22 protein-coding genes, 1 other RNA gene and 1 pseudogene are annotated in these 18,305 nt (G+C 56.1%); 6 read left to right on the top strand and 18 right to left on the bottom strand.

The annotated features are described in order from the left end of the window. From ACI9KD_RS10425 to lgt, 9 genes are all read right to left on the bottom strand, one after another. Window positions 1-606 carry an energy transducer TonB gene (locus tag ACI9KD_RS10425; protein ID WP_414981103.1) on the bottom strand — a complete coding sequence of 202 codons (606 nt, stop codon included), beginning with the start codon at window positions 604-606 and terminating at the stop codon, window positions 1-3. Window positions 607-611: 5 nt separating this feature from the next. Continuing rightward, a complete protein-coding gene (locus ACI9KD_RS10420) occupies window positions 612-1,034 on the bottom strand; it encodes an ExbD/TolR family protein (RefSeq protein ID WP_414981102.1) in 423 nt (140 codons plus the stop codon). Between the two features lies 1 nt (window position 1,035). Next, window positions 1,036-1,443 (bottom strand): ExbD/TolR family protein, encoded by a 408-nt coding sequence (locus ACI9KD_RS10415; protein ID WP_414981101.1) that lies wholly within the window; start codon window positions 1,441-1,443, stop codon window positions 1,036-1,038. Window positions 1,444-1,482: 39 nt separating this feature from the next. Further along, window positions 1,483-2,001 (bottom strand): MotA/TolQ/ExbB proton channel family protein, encoded by a 519-nt coding sequence (locus ACI9KD_RS10410; RefSeq protein ID WP_414981100.1) that lies wholly within the window; start codon window positions 1,999-2,001, stop codon window positions 1,483-1,485. Between the two features lie 17 nt (window positions 2,002-2,018). Next, the gene (locus ACI9KD_RS10405) at window positions 2,019-3,440 is read right to left on the bottom strand and encodes a MotA/TolQ/ExbB proton channel family protein (RefSeq protein ID WP_414981099.1); all 1,422 of its coding nucleotides are present in this window, start codon (window positions 3,438-3,440) and stop codon (window positions 2,019-2,021) included. After that, window positions 3,440-4,225, bottom strand: a complete 786-nt coding sequence (locus ACI9KD_RS10400; RefSeq protein ID WP_414981098.1) for a DUF3450 domain-containing protein — start codon at window positions 4,223-4,225, stop codon at window positions 3,440-3,442. The genes ACI9KD_RS10405 and ACI9KD_RS10400 overlap by 1 nt, the downstream gene beginning before the upstream one ends. Before the next feature lie 199 nt (window positions 4,226-4,424). Further along, the gene (locus ACI9KD_RS10395) at window positions 4,425-4,976 is read right to left on the bottom strand and encodes a dihydrofolate reductase (protein ID WP_414981097.1); all 552 of its coding nucleotides are present in this window, start codon (window positions 4,974-4,976) and stop codon (window positions 4,425-4,427) included. Continuing rightward, window positions 4,973-5,806 carry a thymidylate synthase gene (locus ACI9KD_RS10390; RefSeq protein ID WP_414981096.1) on the bottom strand — a complete coding sequence of 278 codons (834 nt, stop codon included), beginning with the start codon at window positions 5,804-5,806 and terminating at the stop codon, window positions 4,973-4,975. Before ACI9KD_RS10390 ends, ACI9KD_RS10395 begins: the two co-directional genes overlap by 4 nt. A gap of 9 nt (window positions 5,807-5,815) precedes the next feature. Further along, on the bottom strand, window positions 5,816-6,619 hold the full coding sequence (lgt, locus tag ACI9KD_RS10385; RefSeq protein WP_414981095.1) for a prolipoprotein diacylglyceryl transferase: 804 nt from the start codon (window positions 6,617-6,619) through the stop codon (window positions 5,816-5,818). A gap of 154 nt (window positions 6,620-6,773) precedes the next feature. Between lgt and ACI9KD_RS10380 the strand changes: the two genes are divergently transcribed. Next, complete coding sequence (locus tag ACI9KD_RS10380; RefSeq protein ID WP_414981094.1) at window positions 6,774-7,562, top strand: NRDE family protein; 789 nt, start codon at window positions 6,774-6,776, stop codon at window positions 7,560-7,562. On the opposite strand, the gene ptsP is transcribed toward ACI9KD_RS10380, so the two are convergent. Together ptsP and ACI9KD_RS10370 are read right to left on the bottom strand one after the other, a co-directional pair. Next, window positions 7,559-9,829 carry a phosphoenolpyruvate--protein phosphotransferase gene (gene ptsP / locus ACI9KD_RS10375; RefSeq protein ID WP_414981093.1) on the bottom strand — a complete coding sequence of 757 codons (2,271 nt, stop codon included), beginning with the start codon at window positions 9,827-9,829 and terminating at the stop codon, window positions 7,559-7,561. The genes ACI9KD_RS10380 and ptsP overlap by 4 nt on opposite strands. 2 nt (window positions 9,830-9,831) lie before the next feature. Next, window positions 9,832-10,335, bottom strand: coding sequence for an RNA pyrophosphohydrolase (locus tag ACI9KD_RS10370; protein WP_414981113.1), 504 nt, complete (start codon window positions 10,333-10,335; stop codon window positions 9,832-9,834). Window positions 10,336-10,476: 141 nt separating this feature from the next. Here ACI9KD_RS10370 and ACI9KD_RS10365 point away from each other — a divergent pair, with 141 nt between their 5' ends. After that, window positions 10,477-11,142, top strand: a complete 666-nt coding sequence (locus ACI9KD_RS10365) for an HAD family hydrolase (protein WP_414981092.1) — start codon at window positions 10,477-10,479, stop codon at window positions 11,140-11,142. A gap of 8 nt (window positions 11,143-11,150) precedes the next feature. Here the strand turns inward: ACI9KD_RS10365 and gcvH are convergent, their stop codons facing one another. The 5 genes from gcvH to ACI9KD_RS10340 form a co-directional block, all read right to left on the bottom strand. Beyond that, complete coding sequence (gene gcvH, locus ACI9KD_RS10360; protein WP_414981091.1) at window positions 11,151-11,546, bottom strand: glycine cleavage system protein GcvH; 396 nt, start codon at window positions 11,544-11,546, stop codon at window positions 11,151-11,153. A gap of 92 nt (window positions 11,547-11,638) precedes the next feature. Further along, window positions 11,639-12,856 carry a UbiH/UbiF/VisC/COQ6 family ubiquinone biosynthesis hydroxylase gene (locus tag ACI9KD_RS10355; RefSeq protein ID WP_414981090.1) on the bottom strand — a complete coding sequence of 406 codons (1,218 nt, stop codon included), beginning with the start codon at window positions 12,854-12,856 and terminating at the stop codon, window positions 11,639-11,641. Beyond that, window positions 12,849-14,087 (bottom strand): 2-octaprenyl-6-methoxyphenyl hydroxylase, encoded by a 1,239-nt coding sequence (gene ubiH, locus ACI9KD_RS10350; protein WP_414981089.1) that lies wholly within the window; start codon window positions 14,085-14,087, stop codon window positions 12,849-12,851. The genes ACI9KD_RS10355 and ubiH overlap by 8 nt, the downstream gene beginning before the upstream one ends. After that, window positions 14,084-15,442, bottom strand: coding sequence for a Xaa-Pro aminopeptidase (pepP, locus tag ACI9KD_RS10345; RefSeq protein WP_414981088.1), 1,359 nt, complete (start codon window positions 15,440-15,442; stop codon window positions 14,084-14,086). The genes ubiH and pepP overlap by 4 nt, the downstream gene beginning before the upstream one ends. Window positions 15,443-15,445: 3 nt before the next feature. Then, window positions 15,446-16,033, bottom strand: a complete 588-nt coding sequence (locus ACI9KD_RS10340) for a UPF0149 family protein (RefSeq protein ID WP_414981087.1) — start codon at window positions 16,031-16,033, stop codon at window positions 15,446-15,448. Between the two features lie 92 nt (window positions 16,034-16,125). Between ACI9KD_RS10340 and ACI9KD_RS10335 the strand changes: the two genes are divergently transcribed. The 4 genes from ACI9KD_RS10335 to ACI9KD_RS10320 all read left to right on the top strand — a co-directional run bounded on the left by ACI9KD_RS10335 (window position 16,126) and on the right by ACI9KD_RS10320 (window position 17,683). Beyond that, window positions 16,126-16,335: a TIGR02449 family protein gene (locus ACI9KD_RS10335; protein WP_414981086.1), complete on the top strand. Its 210-nt coding sequence runs from the start codon at window positions 16,126-16,128 to the stop codon at window positions 16,333-16,335. After that, the gene (locus ACI9KD_RS10330; protein WP_414981085.1) at window positions 16,332-16,697 is read left to right on the top strand and encodes a cell division protein ZapA; all 366 of its coding nucleotides are present in this window, start codon (window positions 16,332-16,334) and stop codon (window positions 16,695-16,697) included. The genes ACI9KD_RS10335 and ACI9KD_RS10330 overlap by 4 nt, the downstream gene beginning before the upstream one ends. A gap of 53 nt (window positions 16,698-16,750) precedes the next feature. Continuing rightward, window positions 16,751-16,928: non-coding RNA, 6S RNA (gene ssrS / locus ACI9KD_RS10325), on the top strand. Between the two features lie 164 nt (window positions 16,929-17,092). Further along, entirely contained in the window at window positions 17,093-17,683 is a 591-nt protein-coding gene (locus ACI9KD_RS10320) for a 5-formyltetrahydrofolate cyclo-ligase (RefSeq protein WP_414981084.1), read from the top strand. Here ACI9KD_RS10320 and ACI9KD_RS10315 read toward each other — a convergent pair. Both ACI9KD_RS10315 and ACI9KD_RS10310 read right to left on the bottom strand, forming a co-directional pair. After that, window positions 17,680-17,826, bottom strand: a complete 147-nt coding sequence (locus ACI9KD_RS10315) for a hypothetical protein (protein WP_414981083.1) — start codon at window positions 17,824-17,826, stop codon at window positions 17,680-17,682. The two genes, ACI9KD_RS10320 and ACI9KD_RS10315, sit on opposite strands and share 4 nt — an antisense overlap. 156 nt (window positions 17,827-17,982) lie before the next feature. Continuing rightward, window positions 17,983-18,305 (bottom strand): annotated as a pseudogene (locus tag ACI9KD_RS10310) (threonine ammonia-lyase, biosynthetic); the annotation flags it as partial.

Below are 18,305 nucleotides of genomic sequence, written 5' to 3'. Positions count from 1 at the left end.
TCACTGCTCGAGTTCATAGGTAAACTTGTTTTGTACGCCTGCCACTTCAATCGGCTCCCCGTCTACAACGCGAGGCTTATACTTGAACTTCTCGGCGGCCTTTAAGGATGCACGCTCAAATACACCTGAAGGTGAACAATCGACCGCTAATGGCTCTCTAATCGAGCCACTCTTCGTGACGGTGTATTCAACGATGCAGTAGCCTGTGATGCCGCGAGTCTGGGCACGGCGCGGGTAGATCGGCGCGACCTTCACGATCGGTAGATATTCGCCGTCACCAGAAGACATCCCGCTGCTGTTTATTTGTAGCTGTACACCAGCGTTAGGCGCGATATTCGCAACGTCCATGTCAGTATCAAAATCAAGCTCTAAGGGCTGGAGCTCGGGTGGTGGCTCTTCGGGATCCTCCACCTTCTCGGGCTTAATCTCTTTGGTATTCACCTCGATCTCGCGTTCTGGCACGACGATATCAGCAATCTTGCGACCCTTCGCGTCGTTCTGCTCGTAGTCTTTGTCGATAAGGCTCTGCATCAGGAAGAAAAGTCCGAATACGACTGGTATCGCAACCAGTGCCCCAATAAACGCTCTTACAAAAGAATTACCCATAACGATTACGCCTCGTCATCCGTGGAGATACAGGGCGGAGACGTCAGCTGATCGCGGACCGCGTCATACAGGTCCTCAACCACATAGGCCGGCGTATCCTGATCTACCTGGATCACCATATTTGCCTGTGGTGCTTCCTTTTTGGCTATCTCAACCGTCTGGGACGCGCGTTCCATAGGCACCTTGTTCTTGTTGTAGTAGATATCGCCCTTGCTATCAACGGCAAAGATGATTGTGCCCCGCTCACAAGCCAGCGTAGTCGCTGCCTGTGGCTTGAAAATCTCGACACCGGGTTCCTTCACAAAGGAAGACGTCACGATAAAAAAGATCAACATAATGAATACGACGTCCAGCATGGGCGTCAGATCAATCTGCCCCGCTTCGGGGTCGGAGGCTTTTCGTCTGGCAGCGCTCTCTTGCAAGCTCATATTACTTACGCTCCCCGCTCGCCCAGTTGACCGCCCCGGCCCCCGCTTCGCGCGCCGCATCAGCGACATCGACAACGGTATTGGCTGTGGCGCCTTTGTCCACTTTCATACTCACCGCCTGCTCAGGATCCGCTGCGAGGAGTCGCTGAATATTCGCTCGCACTGCGCGAGCATCTACCCGGCGATTCTCCATCCAGATCTGATCATCGGCCTGAATTCGCACCAAGATACTGCTGGCGTCCGAAGGATCTGAGTTGGTGTTATCGGGACGATTGATTTCGATACCCGCTTCTTTGATAAAAGAAGCGACAACAATAAAGAAGATGAGCATGATAAATACCACGTCCAGCATGGGCGTGAGATCGATCTCAGCCCCCTCATCTTCCTGCTTCTTGACAAATTTGCGCATGTAATAAGTACCTGTTGGTCCGGCTCAGTGATCTGAAAATCAGTGGTCGGAAGTCAGCTGGTCTTCGAGCAATTCCTGCTCGCGATCTGCGACACGCTGTATGTAGGTGTTGGCAAACAATCCAGAGAGCGCGGCAACCATGCCCGCCATCGTCGGAATTGTGGCTCGCTCAACACCTCCGGCCATCGACTTGGCATCGCCACCGCCGGTCACCGCCATCACGTTAAACACCTCGATCATGCCGGTAACCGTACCCAGCAGGCCCAGTAGCGGGCACAGAGCGACCAGAGTAGTGATGATAGGCAGGTTGGCCTGAATGTCTTCGCGGCTGATAGAGAGTGAACGAAACCTGATTTGCTTAGCGTTCCAGGACTTGCGCTCGGTGCGCGCCTCCCAGGCACTGATGGTCTCGAAAACCTCTTTGCGCCACACAAAGGTGAAAAACCATAGCCGCTCAAAAATCAGGGTCCACATCACAAAGACCAGGATCGCGATTAGCCAGAGCACATTCCCGCCTTTGTCCATAAAGGCGAGAATGGTGTCCAGGAAGCCTCCCATGCTTAGCAGCCTCCCGCTTACTTAGAGCTGGCTTCGGAGTGCGCAGCAACGATGCCCGTCGCCTGCTCATTCAGCACGTGGATGATGCGCTGTGCGCGACCATTTACCAGCGTGTGAAGCAGAACTGTCGGGATAGCTACCAGCAGACCGAGAACCGTGGTGATCAATGCACCAGAAATACCGCCAGCCATGGCCTTCGGATCACCGGCACCAAAGATGGTGATGGCCTGGAAGGTCACGATCATACCGGTCACCGTACCCAGCAGACCCATGAGCGGGGCTACTGCAGCGATGATCTTGAGCAGTGTTAAGCCTGACTCCAAGTTGGGAGTCTCGCGCATAACACCTTCGGACATCTTCAGTTCGAGAGTCTCCAGATCCATGCTCGGGTTGTCTTCGTGAATCTTCAGGACGCGACCCAGTGGGTTGTTGTCCATTGCCTTATCAGACTTGAGCTGCTTGCTGACCTTGGCGCTAACGCCGGTCAGAACCAGTGTTCGGAAGATGGCGAGGATAAAGGCAAATGCACCGACTGCAGTGATCGCATAACCAACGTAGCCACCCTGGTGCCAGCGCTCTTCCAGATTCGGGCTATCAATGATTGCCGCGAGGAATGAACCGCCTGTGGGGCCCGTGGGGTCAATACCAAACTGATGCAGGCCGCCAGAAGCATTGGCCAATTCGCTGGCCCAGCCTGTGTAGCTGCCGGAAGGCTGACGGGGCAGTACAGCCAGGCTGTCGTTGTTGTAAGCGAGGTAGTTACCCTCGGTATCGATTACGTTAAAGGCACCGACACGAATTACATCACGTTGAGCACGTTCACCCGACGCTGTTGCAACTTCCGTGGTGAATGACACGACTTTGCCGGTCTCAGTGATTTCACGGAGCATTTCGTACCACACACGCTCTATCTCTTCGATGCTCGGCAGACGGTCAGACGTGCTCATCTTGTCGATGAGGTCCTTCAAGAACAGGCCACGGTCCGGATATTGTGATGACACCAGTGACACGTCCAAGTTGGACTTAAGGTCACCCGAAGCGGCTGTCAGGTGTCCGAACAATTCTGTCAGGGCACCCAGACGCTCGCGTAACTGCTCTTGCTTGTCGGCAACCAACAGCTCGTTCGATTCGAAAGTATCCTCGAGCTGTGCAGAACGACGCTCTTCGCGAGTACGCTCGTTTTCAGCATCCTGGAGCATGCCCTCTTGGTCAGCTTTAGCACCGGCGAAACGTTGCTCGCGTTCGCGGTTAGCTGATGCGTCAGTAACCTGTCCCTGCTTAACAAAATCAAGCAGCTGACTCATATTCTCGGCGGCGACCGCACGCAGATCCGGCTCGGGAGCGGCTGGAGCGGCCTCGTCCTGTGCGAAGACAGAACTGCTCATCGCAACCAAACCGCCCAGTACGAGGGCGGAAACCATATTGTTAAGCGATTTCATTATTGCGCCTCCGGTGCAGCGATGGGCATGTTAAGGAGTTCGATGGTGGCCGTTTTCTTGGCGATACGAACACCCTTGCGGATGGCCGCAGAGTAATCACCGGCTGCCAGGAGCTCCCAGCTGCGGGTGTTATTGTTCCAGGCGCCGGCTTCTTGGCCGTCAGATGTCTGGTATACCAAGGCAATGCGACCGATACGCAGGAAGTCTACATCCCGCGGGCCAGTGCCCAAATCAATGGTGTCGCTGTAGGTCTCAAAGCCGCGCCCGTACTGAAGCTCGATGTTGTAAGCCTCAAGCACCTGTCGGAATTTCTCGGCAACGGTCAGATCAGAACGATCCACGTTGGTCTTAAGGAATTCGATTCGCTGACGGCGCTCGTCCAGGTTGAAAGGCACGTCCATTTCAACGAACTGCTCCAAACCGTCGATCATACGAATCACCAGCGGCGTCATCTGACGCTGGATGACCGTAACCTGGTCGATGGATTCGTCGATGTTTGAGATGCGTCGAACCTGATTATCAATCTGGCGTTGCAGACGTGTGTTGTAGACGCGTAGACCATCAATCTGCTTCATGACTGTTTTGTAGTCGTCGAGCAGATTGCGGGTTTCGTCTGCAAGACGATCTACCTTCACCTGGGACTGGCGTGCCGCTTGCGTTTTCTGGGCACTCACCTCGAGTATGTCGTCGAGTGTGCTTGTCTGAGCCGACGCTGCCAGACCCACGAGGGCGGACAGTGACGCTACGGCGACAAGCAGCACATTCTTCAGTCGATAGCTAGTCATGGGAATTGTGCTTCCTGTGTCGAGAGAAATATGAACTGTTCTTTTTGATTGCAGTCGAGACCAAATTTCGGGCTTGGACCAACTGAATTAGTCGTAGACCGGGCGAGAGATATAAGCAGATAAAATGACTCATTTCAAACAACTGATGTAGCGATTTTCAGGCCAAGGGTCATCTGGGTAGTTCGGTAACATTATTTCCTCACTGGGTAACGTTTTCTGGGGGGTTAACCGGGTCTAAAGGTGTGCGGCGCGTGTATTCAAGAAACGTGTGGGCCGGGGCCGGGGCCTCGGGCGGATTTTCCTGACGCGCCACCTCCTTCCACTGACTCCAATCAATACCGTGCAAATACGCATCCCCTGCAGGCGCTAGATGCACACGCGTTAAGTAGATTCGACTCGCTCTGGGCAGCGCCAGTGCGTAGATCTGAGCGCCGCCAATAACCATTAGCTCGCTGCTGCCGTCGATAGACGCGATGTCCTGTGCGAGCTCCAGCGCCTTGTCGAGACTTTCCACGCAGCTCACGCCGTCAGCGAAATAGCCCGGATTGCGGCTAATAACAATGTTTGCGCGTCCGGGCAGGGGTCTGCCAATAGATTCGTAAGTAAGCCGTCCCATAAGTATCGGTTTACCCATGGTTGTACGCTTGAAGTGCGCAAGATCGCCGGGAAGCTTCCAGGGCAGCGCGTTGTCGCGACCAATCACGTCGTTGTCCGCAGCGGCCACGATCAGGGCAATGGGGAAGTCACTCACACAGCCACCGGAGCGGAGATGTGCGGGTGCGGGTCGTAGTCGCTGAGCTCAAAATCCTCAAAGCGGTACTCGTAGATGCTGTCGGGCTTGCGTAAGAGCGCGAGCCTGGGAAGTGGCCGAGGCTCTCGCGACAACTGCTCCTGCACTTGCTCCATGTGATTTAGATAGAGATGAGAGTCACCGGTACTCACGATTATTTCGCCGGGTTCCAGCCCCGTCTGCTGAGCTAGCATCAGCACCAACACAGAGAGACTTGCTGTATTGAAGGGCAAACCCAGGAAGGTGTCACTTGAGCGAATGTACAACTGCGCAGACAGACGCCCCTGAGCAACGTAAAACTGATACAGCAGGTGACAAGGCGGCAGGGCCATGCGTCCGGCCTTGGCGTTCTCCTGAGGGCTTAGGGACTCATCGGGAAGATATTCGACGTTCCAGGCATGAAACAGAATCCGTCGACTGTCCGGCCGATGCTTTAAGCAATCAAGAACATATTCGATTTGGTTGATTTCCCCGCCATCCTTGGTTGGCCAAGCCCGCCACTGCTTGCCGTAGACCGGCCCAAGATCACCGGTGTCGGTTGCCCACTCATTCCAGATGCTGACACCGTGCTCCTGCAACCAGGCGACATTGGTATCGCCGTTGAGAAACCAAATCAGCTCATTGACGATGCTGCGCAAATGCAGTTTTTTGGTGGTCAGCAAGGGAAATCCATCAGCGAGATCGTGTCGGAACTGCCGACCAAAGACTGACAAAGTGCCGGTCCCGGTTCGGTCTTCCTTACGCACGCCGTTATCGAGAATATCCCTAAGCAGATCTTGATATTGCCGCATGACTGCTCCCTAGTTTTTCAATGAACGTGCACCGGTGCGCCCGTAGGCGTACCAGAGCATATAAAGTCCCAAAAGAATCATGGGCACGCAAAGTATTTGGCCCCGGGTCATCCAGCCAAAGGCTTGAATCCCGAGATGGGCATCGGGCTCCCGGAAAAACTCCGCCACAAAGCGCAGCAGACCATAACCCAGGGCAAACACGCCGGACACGGCCCAAGTAGGTCGCATCCGATGACTGAACCAGAACAGAATGACAAACAGCAGTAGCCCCTCAAGAGCGAACTGGTACAACTGTGACGGGTGGCGAGCGATCTGCAGAGGGTCCCGAGGGAACACCATCGCCCAGGGCACATCCGCTGCGCGACCCCAAAGTTCTTGTCCGATAAAATTACCCAGGCGCCCTAGCGCAAGCCCCAGAGGAGCCAGGGGAGCCACAAAGTCCAGCAGAGGCCCGGAGGCTATTTTTTGGCTGCGCGCATACCAGCAGGTCGCAATGATGACACCGAGCATGCCGCCGTGAAATGACATGCCACCCTCCCAAACCCGAAGCAACCAGGTCGGGTCCTGAGCCAAACGCTCCCCGCCGTAAAAAATGGCGTAGCCCATGCGACCACCAAGTACGACGCCCAGCGCTGCGTAGAACAACAGATCGTCCACCTGCTGTCGCCCTAGGGGCGAATACGGCCGCGTGCTTCGGCGAGCGGCCAGACCCCAGGCAAAGGCAAGCCCTGCCAGGTAGGTCAAGCCATACCAATGGATTTGCACTGGGCCCAGGGCAAGGGCTACGGGATCAATTTCAGGATAGGTCAGCATGTGGTGAGCGCTTCCAGGAAGCCAGGGCAAGGTACTATGTACAGAAATGTACAAAAATCTGCAGTTACATATGCAGCGCAACCAGTGGCGCCGCGCAAGGTCGGTATTATCGGGCAGCGTTGAGCTATGTACAAACCGACTGAGTAATTGACCCATGTGTCTGATCGTCTTTGCCTGGCAGCAACATCCGGCAATGCCGCTGCTAATGGCAGCCAACCGTGACGAGTTTCATGAGCGCCCTGCGTCTGCCGCGGCTTACTGGGAGGACACTCCCCAGGTATTGGCGGGGCGGGACCTGCAAGCGGGAGGCACATGGCTTGGCGTGAGCCGCAGCGGTCGCTTCGCCGCGATCACCAACATTCGAGACCCAGCAGCGGGGGAGCATAGCGCCCGTCGCTCTCGAGGAGAGCTCACGCACAACTTTCTCGCAGGCGGCCAGTCACCCGAGGACTATCTTACGGGTATCACCAGAGTCATTGAGGACTATCAGGGCTTCAATCTTCTGGTGGGTGATCGGGGGAGCCTTTGGTATCTGCATGGCAGCGCGACAGAAAGATCAGCTCCGAGATCGTTGGTCCCAGGAGTTTATGGCCTCAGTAACGCAGCTCTGGATGTGCCCTGGCCGAAAGTGAACCGGGCTCGCAAGCAACTCAAGAGCAAGCTCAGGGGCTTCGAAGCACCCACGCACCATGAACTGCGAGACTGCCTTAGCGACCGGAGCCTTGCTGACATCCAGGCGCTGCAGGAACAAAATTTATCCGGCGAAATGGCGCGACAACTCTCTGCACAGTTCATTGTCACTGAGCGCTACGGTACCCGTTGCTGCACAACACTGCGTCAGCACGAAAATGGCCAGCTGGAATTTCAGGAACAACGGTTTGATCCCCGGGGACAGCTTCTGGGCATCGACGCTTTTGAGCTGGATACCCTAAAGACTATCTAATCGATGGGCGCGGGCATCATCTGCTGTAGGTTCCGCGCATGGAAAAACGCGCTGATACGCTCCTCTATGGCTTGGCCGCTTTCCATCTGCCGGACCTCGTCCAGGAGAACCCTGGCGTCACTAGCAGTGATGGAGCGGAGCGCATGCTTCACCCGAGGCAAGCTGGTGACGTTCATGGAAAGCATGTCGTAACCCATAGCCAACAACAGCACTGCTGCCATCGGGTTGCCCGCCAGTTCGCCGCAAATACTCACCTGTTTGCCCTCGGCGTGGGCGCCATCGGCCACTTGAATCAAGGCCTCCAGCAACGCCGGGTGAAAGGCGTGATACAAATCCGATACGCGGGCATTGTTGCGATCCACCGCCAACAGGTACTGCGTTAAGTCGTTACTTCCCACGGACAGAAAGTCCACTCGACGCGCCAGTGCTCGGGCCTGATAAATCGCTGAGGGCACTTCGACCATGACACCAATCGGTGGCAGCGGCATCTCCAGGCCCTCTTCGGCCAGCTCCCGGTGGCAGCGATAAATCAGCTGCAGCGCTTCCTCCAGCTCGGGTATGTTGCTGATCATTGGCAACATGATGCGCAGATTCCCCAGGCCTTCGTTGGCCTTAAGCATCGCTCGCACCTGAGCGAGCAAAATCTCCGGATGGTCCAGTGTTACGCGAATGCCCCGCCAACCAAGAAACGGATTGGCTTCTTCGATAGGGAAATACGGCAGCGCTTTGTCACCGCCCACATCCAGGGTACGCATGGTGACCGGGCGCGGCGCAAAGGCCTCCAGCTGCTCGCGATAAATCTGTCGTTGCTCTTCTTCTGAGGGGAAGCGCTCGCGCATCAAAAATGGCACTTCGGTGCGATACAGACCTACGCCCTCAGCACCGCGATCCAATGACCGGGCGACATCCGCCATCAGTCCAGTATTCACCCAGAGCGTAAGACGCTGCTCATCGAGAGTGACGCAGGGTAAGTCCCGAAGACTCTCAAGACCTTTGTTGAGCTCGGTATCCTGATCGGCAATTTCCTGAAAACGGCGAATCACGGCCTTGGTGGGATTGAGGTGAACATTGCCGTTGTAGCCATCGACGACCACAGACATATCACGAAGGCGCTTATAGGGCAGATCCACGGCGCCCATGACCGTGGGAACGCCCATGGCGCGAGCCAGAATCGCCACATGAGAGTTGCTGGAGCCACGCACCGAGATAAGCCCGGCAAGATGGCTTCTGGGTATCTCTCCTAGCATCGAAGCCGTGAGCTCCTCACTGACAAGAATCGTTTTCTCGGGAAACACCTGATCATCCCGCTGGTCCGCCTGCAAATACCCGAGTACACGCTCCCCAAGATCTTTCACGTCCACGGCGCGTTCCCGCAGATAGCTGTGCTCCATAGCCTCAAAGTGGCGGATGTGCTCAATCATCACCTGCGCCAAAGCGCCTTGAGCCCACACGCCCGATTTGATCAACGATGCAACTTCACCACCAATTCTTGAGTCATCAAGAATACCGATGTAAACGTCAAACAGAGCAAGATCTTCGGGGCTCAACTTGTCACGCAGATTTTCTGCAACAGACTCAATATCCAGACGTACCTGCGACAATGCACGCTTAAACGCTCGCAATTCGCTACGACGATCATCACTGAGCTGTCGAGGCACTGCGTAGAGGTCCGCCACAGGCGACACAACGACCGCAGTTCCGATACCAATGCCCGGCGCACCGGGAACCCCTTTTATCCGGGCGTAGACACTGTCACGCTCAGGGCTGCTTTCATCGGGTACCTCACCGGTGACCCGGGCGTGCGCAATAACGCCAGCGAGCTGCGCAGACATGGTCACGAGGAACGCTTCTTCAGATTCATCGAAACGCCGACGGCGGGCCTGCTGAACTACCAGAACACCCAGCACGTCACGCTGGTGGATGATGGGTACCCCAAGAAACGCATGGAAAGATTCTTCACCAATGTTGGGGAGCAACTGGAAATTGGGGTGTAGCTCAGCGTCCTCGAGATTCACCGGCTCTCCCCGCTCAGCCACGAGCCCTACCAGGCCCTCTCCGGGTGCAAGCGACACGTTGCCTACCTGTGCTGCGTTAAGACCCTCGGTAGCACGGAACACATAGCGTGTTTCGTTCCGGTCGCGAATGTAAACGCTGCACACCTCAGTACCCATAGCCATGCGCACGCGGGACACGATAATACCGAGCACCTCATCCAGGGACTCAGCCGCGTTAACCTCAAGTACGATATTACGCAGGACCGAAAGCATACTCAGATGCTCCGCCTGCCTGAGGACAAACCGTTTAGCAACGGGACCGAAAGCTCTTTGAGCGCTCGGCGGTACACTTCTTTCTTAAAGTACACGACCTCGTTTAATGGGTACCAATAAGAAACCCACTGCCAATGATCAAACTCGGGCTTTGCATCGTGCGCCAAACTCACCGCACTATCAGGCGCAAGCATACGTAGCAGATACCACTTTTGCTTTTGGCCGATACACAGCGGTTGCTGGCCTTTGCGCTGATACTGCTTGGGCAATCGATAACGCAGCCAGCCTCGGGTACTACCCAAAACCTCTACGGCATCAGGGGCCAAACCTACCTCTTCCCGGAGTTCGCGATACAGTGCTTCTTCAGGTTTTTCATCATCGTTTACGCCGCCCTGAGGAAACTGCCAGGCGTTGCGCCCACCCACGCGACGCGCCCACAGAAGCCGACCGTCATCGTTAGTGATGACGATACCGACATTGGGCCGAAAGCCCTGCGCATCGATCATGAGTACTGTGTCCACAATGACAACTGGTTACCGATTGTTCCACAAATACGCGGTACTGAGAATTGCCACGCATTTGGGAGGTCGCTACCCTTGCGTTCGACCTGGCTCTACTCACCGCGATAACCTTGCTTAGGAATGACCATGACGCTCGCTATTTTTGACCTCGATAACACCCTGATCGCCGGCGACAGCGACCACCTCTGGGGAGAGTTTCTCTGCGTTCAGAGAATGGTAGACGAAGCCAGTTTTCGGGCCGCCAACGAAATCTTTTATGCCGACTATCAGCGCGGCGAGTTGGACATCAAGGCCTATCTGACATTTGCCCTTGCACCTCTGGCTGGACGCGATCCCCGGGCCCTCCAGGAGCTGCAGGAAGCGTTCATCAGTGACTACATCACGCCTATCTTACTGCCTGCAGCCGGCAAGCTCATCCAAAAACATCGCGATCAGGGGGACCGCTTGCTTATCATCACGGCGACCAATGAGTTTGTAACAAGGCCCATCGCTGCGCTGCTTGGCATCGAGGAGCTGCTCGGTTGTGCCGTCGAGATAAAGGACGGACTGCTTACCGGAAGACCCACGGGTATCCTGACCTATCGCGAGGGCAAGGTACAACGCCTCATGGAATGGTTGGCCAGCGAGGAAGAGACCTTGGAGGGCGCGTGGTTTTACAGCGACTCCCACAATGACTTGCCGTTACTGGAAATCGTCGACAATCCCGTAGCGGTAGATCCGGACCCCACGCTGGCGCAGCACGGGAGAGAACATGGCTGGCCGCAAATCAGCCTCAGAAACCAGAGGCTGTAAAACGATCGTTAATCGTCTTCGGCACAATGCGCTTGATAGGCCTCGGCATCCATAAGGAGGTTCTGCACTTCCTCGCTGTCCTGGGGCTGCAGTCGGAAAAACCAGCCGTCATGGTATGGGTCGCCATTGACGGTTTCCGGGGCATCTTCCAGACCGCTGTTAACGGCGACCACTGTCCCGCTGATCGGTGCGTAGATATCAGAAGCTGCCTTTACAGATTCCACAACGCCCGCCTCATCACCGGCAGCAAGCTCGGCGCCTTCATCGGGTAACTCAACAAAAACCACGTCGCCCAACGCTTCCTGAGCGTGATCGCTGATGCCAACCGTGACGGTCCCATCATCTTCCACCCGTGCCCACTCGTGACTGCGGGCAAACCGCAACTCTGGAAGAACATGACTCATTGATTTAACCCCTGATAAGAATAAACGCGTCCATTGCGGCCTCTATTTTAGCCGCGGAGCATGAAAACTCAACGCGAATGCGTTAATGATGATCAACCAACGCCCATTGCCTGACGAATAATACGCCGCTTTACCATCGGCAGTCCTGCAACAGTGCGCATACCGGTATTACGTAACCAACGCCACGGCGGCGCATGCTGCTCAAACAAACGCTTGAACCCATCCATAGCAGCCATCATTGCGAGGTTATCGCCCTTACGACGCCTCTGATACCGCCCCAGAACATCCATCCGGCCAGGACTCAGGCCCCGAGCAAGGGCAGTATTAATTTCCTGTGCAAGCACCTGCACGTCCGCAAGACCCAGGTTAATGCCCTGCCCCGCAAGCGGGTGGATCGTGTGGGCGGCGTCACCCACCAAAGCAACGCCAGGCAGCACATAATCCACCGCATGACGCTGACGCAAAGGAAAACCCTTACGGGGTGCACAGGCCGTTACTTGCCCAAGGACGTGCTCACTCGCTTGTCCAAGCGCCTCAGCAAACGCCTCGTCATCCATCGCCAAAAGCTCGTCGGCCAAATGCTCCTCAATGGACCACACAATAGAGCACAGTCGGTCATCCGTACTCGCCAGCGGCAGCAAGGCCAGAGGCCCGGTCTGCAAAAATCGCTGCCAGGCAGTGTGCTGATGGGGGGCCTCGAAGGCTACCGTTGTTACGATGGCCCGATGCCCGTATTCCCACTCTCGAGTCCGCATGCCCAACAGCTCACGGGTGGGTGACCGTGCGCCATCGGCGGCGATGAGTAGCTGACACCGCAGATGCCCACCGTCCTCCAGTTTCAATATCGAGCCATGCTCATCAAGACTCAGGTCAGACAGTCGAGCAGGCGCCAAAACACGAATCCCGTTAAGGCTTTGTACTTTATGGGCAAGCGCGGAAGTGATTACGCTGTTCTCGACAATACTGCCCAAGGATTCAGCCGACACTTCCTGGGCATCAAACTCGATGCGTCCCGTACCCTCTGCATCCCACACCGTCATATGCGCATAAGGACAGGATCGCGCAGCTTCGATAGCCGGCCAGACGCCTAGCTGCTTTAGGAAGTCGATAGATCTGGGCGTTAGCGCGCTGACCCGGGCATCATAATCGCTGGGGGTATCCCCCTGAACCGAGGCTGGCTGGGGCAACTCCCGCGCCTCAAGTACCGCTACCGTGCGGCCGGAACCCGCCAAAGCAGCGGCCGCCGCCAGTCCGGCAATGCCACCACCGACGATCGCAATATCAACACTGTCACAACTTGCCTCAGGCATACCGGGACTCCAGTGCCGCCATGCCCGCTGCTTGCTGTACAAACTCCCGGCGCAGCAGCGGGAACATATCCATCCCCGACAAAGCAAGATCTCGACCCAGAGACAGCAGGGGATCAGTCATCATAAATAGCGCCGGTAATCCATCGCTTGCAGCAATAGTTTGAGCCTGATCACGCTGCCGGTCCTGCGCATACTGCGCCAATACCGCAGTGTCACCGGTCTCAAGGCCTTTATCCACGGCCTTCGCCAGTGCGTGACTGAGCGCTGCCGCATCTCGCAAAGCCAAATTAAAGCCCTGTCCTGCAACGGGGTGGAGCGCATGTGCCGCGTTACCAAGAACCACGCAGCCGCGCCTTACCTGCTCTACCGCTTCGGTCAGCGCGAGGGGATAACTTTGCCGATCACCCACTCGCAGTACCCGACCCAATCGATAACCAAAAGTATCAATCAAGGTCCGAGAAAAAACCTCCACTTCTGCAAGCTCCATCGCAGCGGCCTCCACCTGTGCCAAGGTCCAAACCAAGGCCATACGATGAGGCGCCTGCTCGGAGGGCGGCAACGGCAATAAAGCTAAAGGACCCGTAGCGGTAAAACGCTCATAGGCACAACCCTCGTGGTCTTTCTCAAAGGCGAGATTCGCGATGAGAGCGCTTTGACCATACGTCTTACGTTGGGTGAGAAAACCCAGCTTCTCCCGGAGTATCGACTCTGCGCCATCAGCTATAACCAGTAAATCTGCCTCAATTTTTTCTTCCGCCAAACTGACCTGCACACCAGGCCCCAACGGTTTAGCGTCGGTTACCCGGTCGGGACAGCGTAATGTCAGGCGCGGACAGTCATGTGCGGCTGCCAGCAACGTCCGTCCGAGACAGGGGTTTTCGACAACCCAGCCCAATGCATCCCAACCTTGCTCAGCGCTGGAAAGAAGACTGCTGCCAAAGCGGCCGCGTCGCGACACGTGTATTTGATTGATCGGTGCCAAGCCTGGCAGCAGCGACGTCCAAAGCCCAAGCTCTCGATACAAGGTCGCCGTGCTGTAACTCAGCGCCGTAGATCGCGCATCAAATGCGGGGTGATAGCCCGTCTGGGCATCTCCCGGTGCAGGCAAAGCCCGACCTTCCACCAGCGTAATACGTGCGGAATCGGGTAGTTGCTCATGCAGCAGCAATGCGAGACTTAGGCCCACCATGCCACCGCCGGCGATCAAAATATGCTGGGCCTGTACGCTCACTGCATCCACTCCTCAACTTCTTCACTGCTACGCGGCAAGCCAGCACTGAGCAACTCATAGCCGTGCTCGGTAATGACGACGTCGTCTTCTATGCGAACACCAATGCCGCGCCACGCAGCGGAAACATCGAGATTGTCCGGTGAGACATAAATTCCCGGCTCCACAGTCAGCGCCATACCCGGCTCCAGCTGTCGCCATTCGCCACCGGGACGGTAGTCGCCCACATCGTGCACATCCAGGCCCAACCAGTGGCCCACGCGATGCATGTAAAAGTCTTGATACGCACCCTGCTCGATGAGCCGACTTACGTTACCTCGCAGTAATCCAAGATCCACAAGCCCACGGGTAATAACATCGACAGTCGCAGTATGTGCCGCGTTCCAGTCTCGCCCCGGCGCCAAGGCATCAAAGGCCGCCTCTTGTGCCGCGAGCGTAAGATCGTAGAGCGCCCGCTGCCGTTTGTTGAAGCGCCCGCTCACTGGGAAGGTTCGGGTGACGTCCGCCGCATACCCACGATACTCACAGCCCGCATCAATGAGCACAAGGTCGCCCCGCTTTAATCGCTGCTGGTTACTGATGTAGTGCATGGTACAGGCATTAGCGCCACCCGCGACGATGCTGGGATAGGCTGCATGACGCGCGCCGTGGCGCGCAAACTCATGTAGCAGCTCTGCTTCGAGCTGGTACTCGTACATGCCCGGGCGGCACTGGCGCATCGCGCGTCGATGCGCCAAGGCCGTTATCGCGGCGGCCTGACGCATCTGCCGTATTTCAGCGGCGGACTTAAACAGCCGTTGCTCGTGCAGCAAATGATCCAGGTCTGTAAATTCACCCGGTGGAACAGCGCCGGCGGCAACTTTGCTGCGGATACTGTTCACCCAGGCCATAACCCGGGTATCAAACTCTCGGCTGCGACCCATGGAGTAGTAAACCCGCTCGCGACCCTCAATCAGCCCCGGGAGGATGTCGTCAATATCGCTCAGTGGGAACGCGTCATCGGCACCATAACGCTCACAAGCCGCATCCGCTCCCACGCGCTCACCGTTCCAAAGTTCTTCCAGCGGATCTTTTTCGTGGCAAAAAAGAACGTACTCTCCATACTCGCGGCCCGGGAGGAACACAGCCACAGCATCAGGCTCCGGAAAGCCCGTAAGGTAGTGAAAGTCACTGTCCTGACGAAAAGGAAATTCCGTGTCACGGCTGCGTGTAGCGAGTGAGCACGCCGTGACGATGGCGATACTGTTGTGCTCGAGCATGCCCAACAATTGGCGCCGCCGGCGACGCAAATCACCGCGAGGGATGTTGGCGACGCGGTCTGAAACCTCGGGATCTGAAAAGGACTGAGCTTCAGTCATTGCTCAAGAAACGGGCTCATCACCGCCAACACCGGCGTCCAACATCACGTTCATTGCCGCCACACGCAGATATTCCAGCAGTTCATAGTACGCATCCTCTTCTGCATTACTATCCTGCTCGTCGTCATCCTCGACAGCTTGCGCAATTGCCGCAAAGTCACGCAACGCCTCTGCGCTATCAGGTAGTACCGCCTCACCCTGACCTTCGGACTTGACCCGCGCCTGGGCATAACCGCTGAGAAACCCACGACACCACTGCGCCATGGCCTCAATCCTCTGCGAGAGCTCCAATTCCTCCTCAGGGAGAAGCGGGTGAAAGTCAAAAGAGCCTTCACCCAGGCTTTCGATAGCTGCGCTGCGTAAGGTAGCCACGCCGTCTGCCAGGGCGCCGTGTAGAGATAGATCGAGGGTCTGCTCCAGCTCTGCCAACAGCGCTTCTTCGCCACCGCGAAAGCCTCCACCGAGCAACCCACAGAGGCAACCGTGCAATTCTGCGGGCGACAACATTTCGCCTTGCTCGAGCAAGGAGTTGGCAAGTTCGTCAAACAATCCCCCGAAGGAATCGCCGGGATGTGGCTCTAATATAGACAATGTGATTTCCAAAGCGCGTTAGCGCCGTTGACCTGCCTGAATACGGACCCTATAGTGCCGACAACCCTCCGCGTCGCGCAAGTTATGTCTGCATGTCCGATGATGTTTTAAAAACTCTGGAAGTTAAGATCGATCAACTCATCGATCTTTGCACCCAACTCAACCTCGAGAATCAGGCCCTGAAGAAGGATAACCTGGGTTTTCAGCAGGAGCGCCGAGACCTGATCGCCAAAAATGATCTGGCTCGAGCCCGCGTGGAAGCCACTTTGCAGCGCCTACGCAGCATGGAGGCAGCATCATGAGTGCTAACGCAAGCACCTTTTCGGTCACGATTCTGGAAAAGGAATATCAGGTAGCCTGCCCACAAGATCAGCAGGCAGAGCTGCTTCTATCGGCACGCCATCTGGATGAACAAATGCGTGCAATTCGCGCAACAGGCAAGGTCATCGGGCTTGAGCGAATTGCCGTGATGGCAGCCCTGAACATCAGTCACGAATTACTGCAAACCCGCAACGGTGTCGCAAGCGGCGGTAAAAAAGGTGCTGGCAAGACAAGCTCGGCTCCGACTAAGATCAGCGACATGGCAGACCCCGCAGGCTTATCAAGCCTGAATGCCAAACTTGATGACGCTCTACATCAGTTACGTCAGCTCGAAATAGGCTGAACAAAGCAGTTAGCTATTCGTTAAGCGTCTTTCAGATACGTTATACTCAGTCTCGGTCCCTGGTGCATTTGCCAGACACTCTGTCCTCGAGCCGATAAGCGTTAACCGGGGGTGACCGCTGACGTTGGTGTGCAAGTCCGGCATGACCGGGAAGCCTGATACGTCACGGAAGCCACCACCTTGAACCATCGGGTTCAAGGGCCGTATCGTCAGCGGTGCTCCGGGTACCGATTTTTATGTCCACGATTTATCTACACAGCGCCTAAGAAGACACGTATACGAACACATGTGTTCCCTCAACGCCTGTATGCCCCCGCCGCTATGCCAGTACAAATTTCAGTACAGTCCACAGTACAGTCCACAGTACAGTCCACAGTACAACAGGATCTCGAGCTGTGAGTACTGAAGGCTTGTCACGCAATGAGTCGCGACGACATCTTCGCGAGCAACGCCGAAGCCTGGCCACCTCCTATGCTCATGCAGCCGCCCACAGCGCTGCCGTGCAGCTAAGCGCTGATCAACTTTGGCAAGCTGAGCATATCGCGCTGTATCTTTGTAACGATGGGGAGCTAGATCCCTCAAGGATTGCGCAGATGGCGTGGGAAGCGGGCAAGCACCTCTATCTTCCGGTGATCACGGCTGATACAGGCATGCAGTTTTGCGAGTGGTTTGCTTCGGACCCCCTACAGCACAACCGGTACGGTATTGGCGAACCCCAGGGAGACCCTGTCGCGGCGAGTGTTCTGGAATTGTTGCTGCTACCGACGGTCGGATGGTCTGCCAGCGGCTTTCGATTAGGTATGGGGGGCGGTTACTACGATCGGTTTCTGGGAAACGAAGATTGCAATGCTGCGCTACGCTTGGGACTCGCCTACGACTGCCAGCGCGACGATGCCCTGGATCTACTGAAAGAATCTTGGGACCAACCCCTGAACGCAGTGATTACAGAAAGCGGGATTATGCGTTTTACGGCGCTCGCTAACTAGCGATTCCCGATTACCCCTGCCTGCAATGGTGATGCGGGGGCTGCAACTGTGGAGTTGGCGGACATGGGGAGCAACAAGGTAACCACCACACCGAGGCCGAAGACCGCGGTGAGGACGAACAACATGTCAGGGCGCTGTTTCACACAATATCCTGTTAATAAATTCTAGGGCAGCTGACTAATTAGCTGCCGATTGCGTGAGGCAAAGTCCAAGCCACCACCGCTTTTTTGTAACTAAGTCACAAATATCGCATGGAATACTTGCCAGAGCAAGCCGTTGGCATAAAGGACGTCGCGGTATTAACGCCCGCTTTCTGGCCGAGCCAGGTACAAACGATAGGCAGCGTTGTCCGTTTCATCCCAATACCGGTAGCCAATCTTGTCAAGGCAGGCCCGCGCTTCTGATCGCTCTTTTGCACCTACTTGCATACCCACGAGAATTCTTCCGTAAGCAGCGCCATGATTGCGATAGTGGAACAGCGAAATATTCCAGCGTTGCCCGAGGCCTGACAGAAACTTCAATAGCGCGCCTGGCCGCTCTGGAAACTCCACCCGATACACGCGTTCCTGGCCAACGCTTTCTGGTGCAAGCCCACCCACCATATAACGAACATGCAGCTTGG

The sequence above is a fragment of the Congregibacter sp. genome (genome assembly GCF_047617445.1).
In the GTDB taxonomy this organism is placed as follows: Bacteria; Pseudomonadota; Gammaproteobacteria; order Pseudomonadales; family Halieaceae; genus Congregibacter.
The sequence above is the reverse complement of the archived record's forward strand: the minus strand, read 5'-3'. Positions and strand labels throughout refer to the sequence as shown.

Excerpts from the sequence above, each read along its gene's own strand:
- ACI9KD_RS10425 (WP_414981103.1), bottom strand. The coding sequence starts at position 606 with ATGGGTAATTCTTTTGTAAGAGCGTTTATTGGGGCACTGGTTGCGATA.
- ACI9KD_RS10420 (WP_414981102.1), bottom strand. The coding sequence starts at position 1,034 with ATGAGCTTGCAAGAGAGCGCTGCCAGACGAAAAGCCTCCGACCCCGAA.
- ACI9KD_RS10415 (WP_414981101.1), bottom strand. The coding sequence starts at position 1,443 with ATGCGCAAATTTGTCAAGAAGCAGGAAGATGAGGGGGCTGAGATCGAT.
- ACI9KD_RS10410 (WP_414981100.1), bottom strand. The coding sequence starts at position 2,001 with ATGGGAGGCTTCCTGGACACCATTCTCGCCTTTATGGACAAAGGCGGG.
- ACI9KD_RS10405 (WP_414981099.1), bottom strand. The coding sequence starts at position 3,440 with ATGAAATCGCTTAACAATATGGTTTCCGCCCTCGTACTGGGCGGTTTG.
- ACI9KD_RS10400 (WP_414981098.1), bottom strand. The coding sequence starts at position 4,225 with ATGACTAGCTATCGACTGAAGAATGTGCTGCTTGTCGCCGTAGCGTCA.
- ACI9KD_RS10390 (WP_414981096.1), bottom strand. The coding sequence starts at position 5,806 with ATGCGGCAATATCAAGATCTGCTTAGGGATATTCTCGATAACGGCGTG.
- lgt (WP_414981095.1), bottom strand. The coding sequence starts at position 6,619 with ATGCTGACCTATCCTGAAATTGATCCCGTAGCCCTTGCCCTGGGCCCA.
- ACI9KD_RS10380 (WP_414981094.1), top strand. The coding sequence starts at position 6,774 with ATGTGTCTGATCGTCTTTGCCTGGCAGCAACATCCGGCAATGCCGCTG.
- ptsP (WP_414981093.1), bottom strand. The coding sequence starts at position 9,829 with ATGCTTTCGGTCCTGCGTAATATCGTACTTGAGGTTAACGCGGCTGAG.
- ACI9KD_RS10370 (WP_414981113.1), bottom strand. The coding sequence starts at position 10,335 with ATGATCGATGCGCAGGGCTTTCGGCCCAATGTCGGTATCGTCATCACT.
- ACI9KD_RS10365 (WP_414981092.1), top strand. The coding sequence starts at position 10,477 with ATGACGCTCGCTATTTTTGACCTCGATAACACCCTGATCGCCGGCGAC.
- gcvH (WP_414981091.1), bottom strand. The coding sequence starts at position 11,546 with ATGAGTCATGTTCTTCCAGAGTTGCGGTTTGCCCGCAGTCACGAGTGG.
- ACI9KD_RS10355 (WP_414981090.1), bottom strand. The coding sequence starts at position 12,856 with ATGCCTGAGGCAAGTTGTGACAGTGTTGATATTGCGATCGTCGGTGGT.
- pepP (WP_414981088.1), bottom strand. The coding sequence starts at position 15,442 with ATGACTGAAGCTCAGTCCTTTTCAGATCCCGAGGTTTCAGACCGCGTC.
- ACI9KD_RS10335 (WP_414981086.1), top strand. The coding sequence starts at position 16,126 with ATGTCCGATGATGTTTTAAAAACTCTGGAAGTTAAGATCGATCAACTC.
- ACI9KD_RS10330 (WP_414981085.1), top strand. The coding sequence starts at position 16,332 with ATGAGTGCTAACGCAAGCACCTTTTCGGTCACGATTCTGGAAAAGGAA.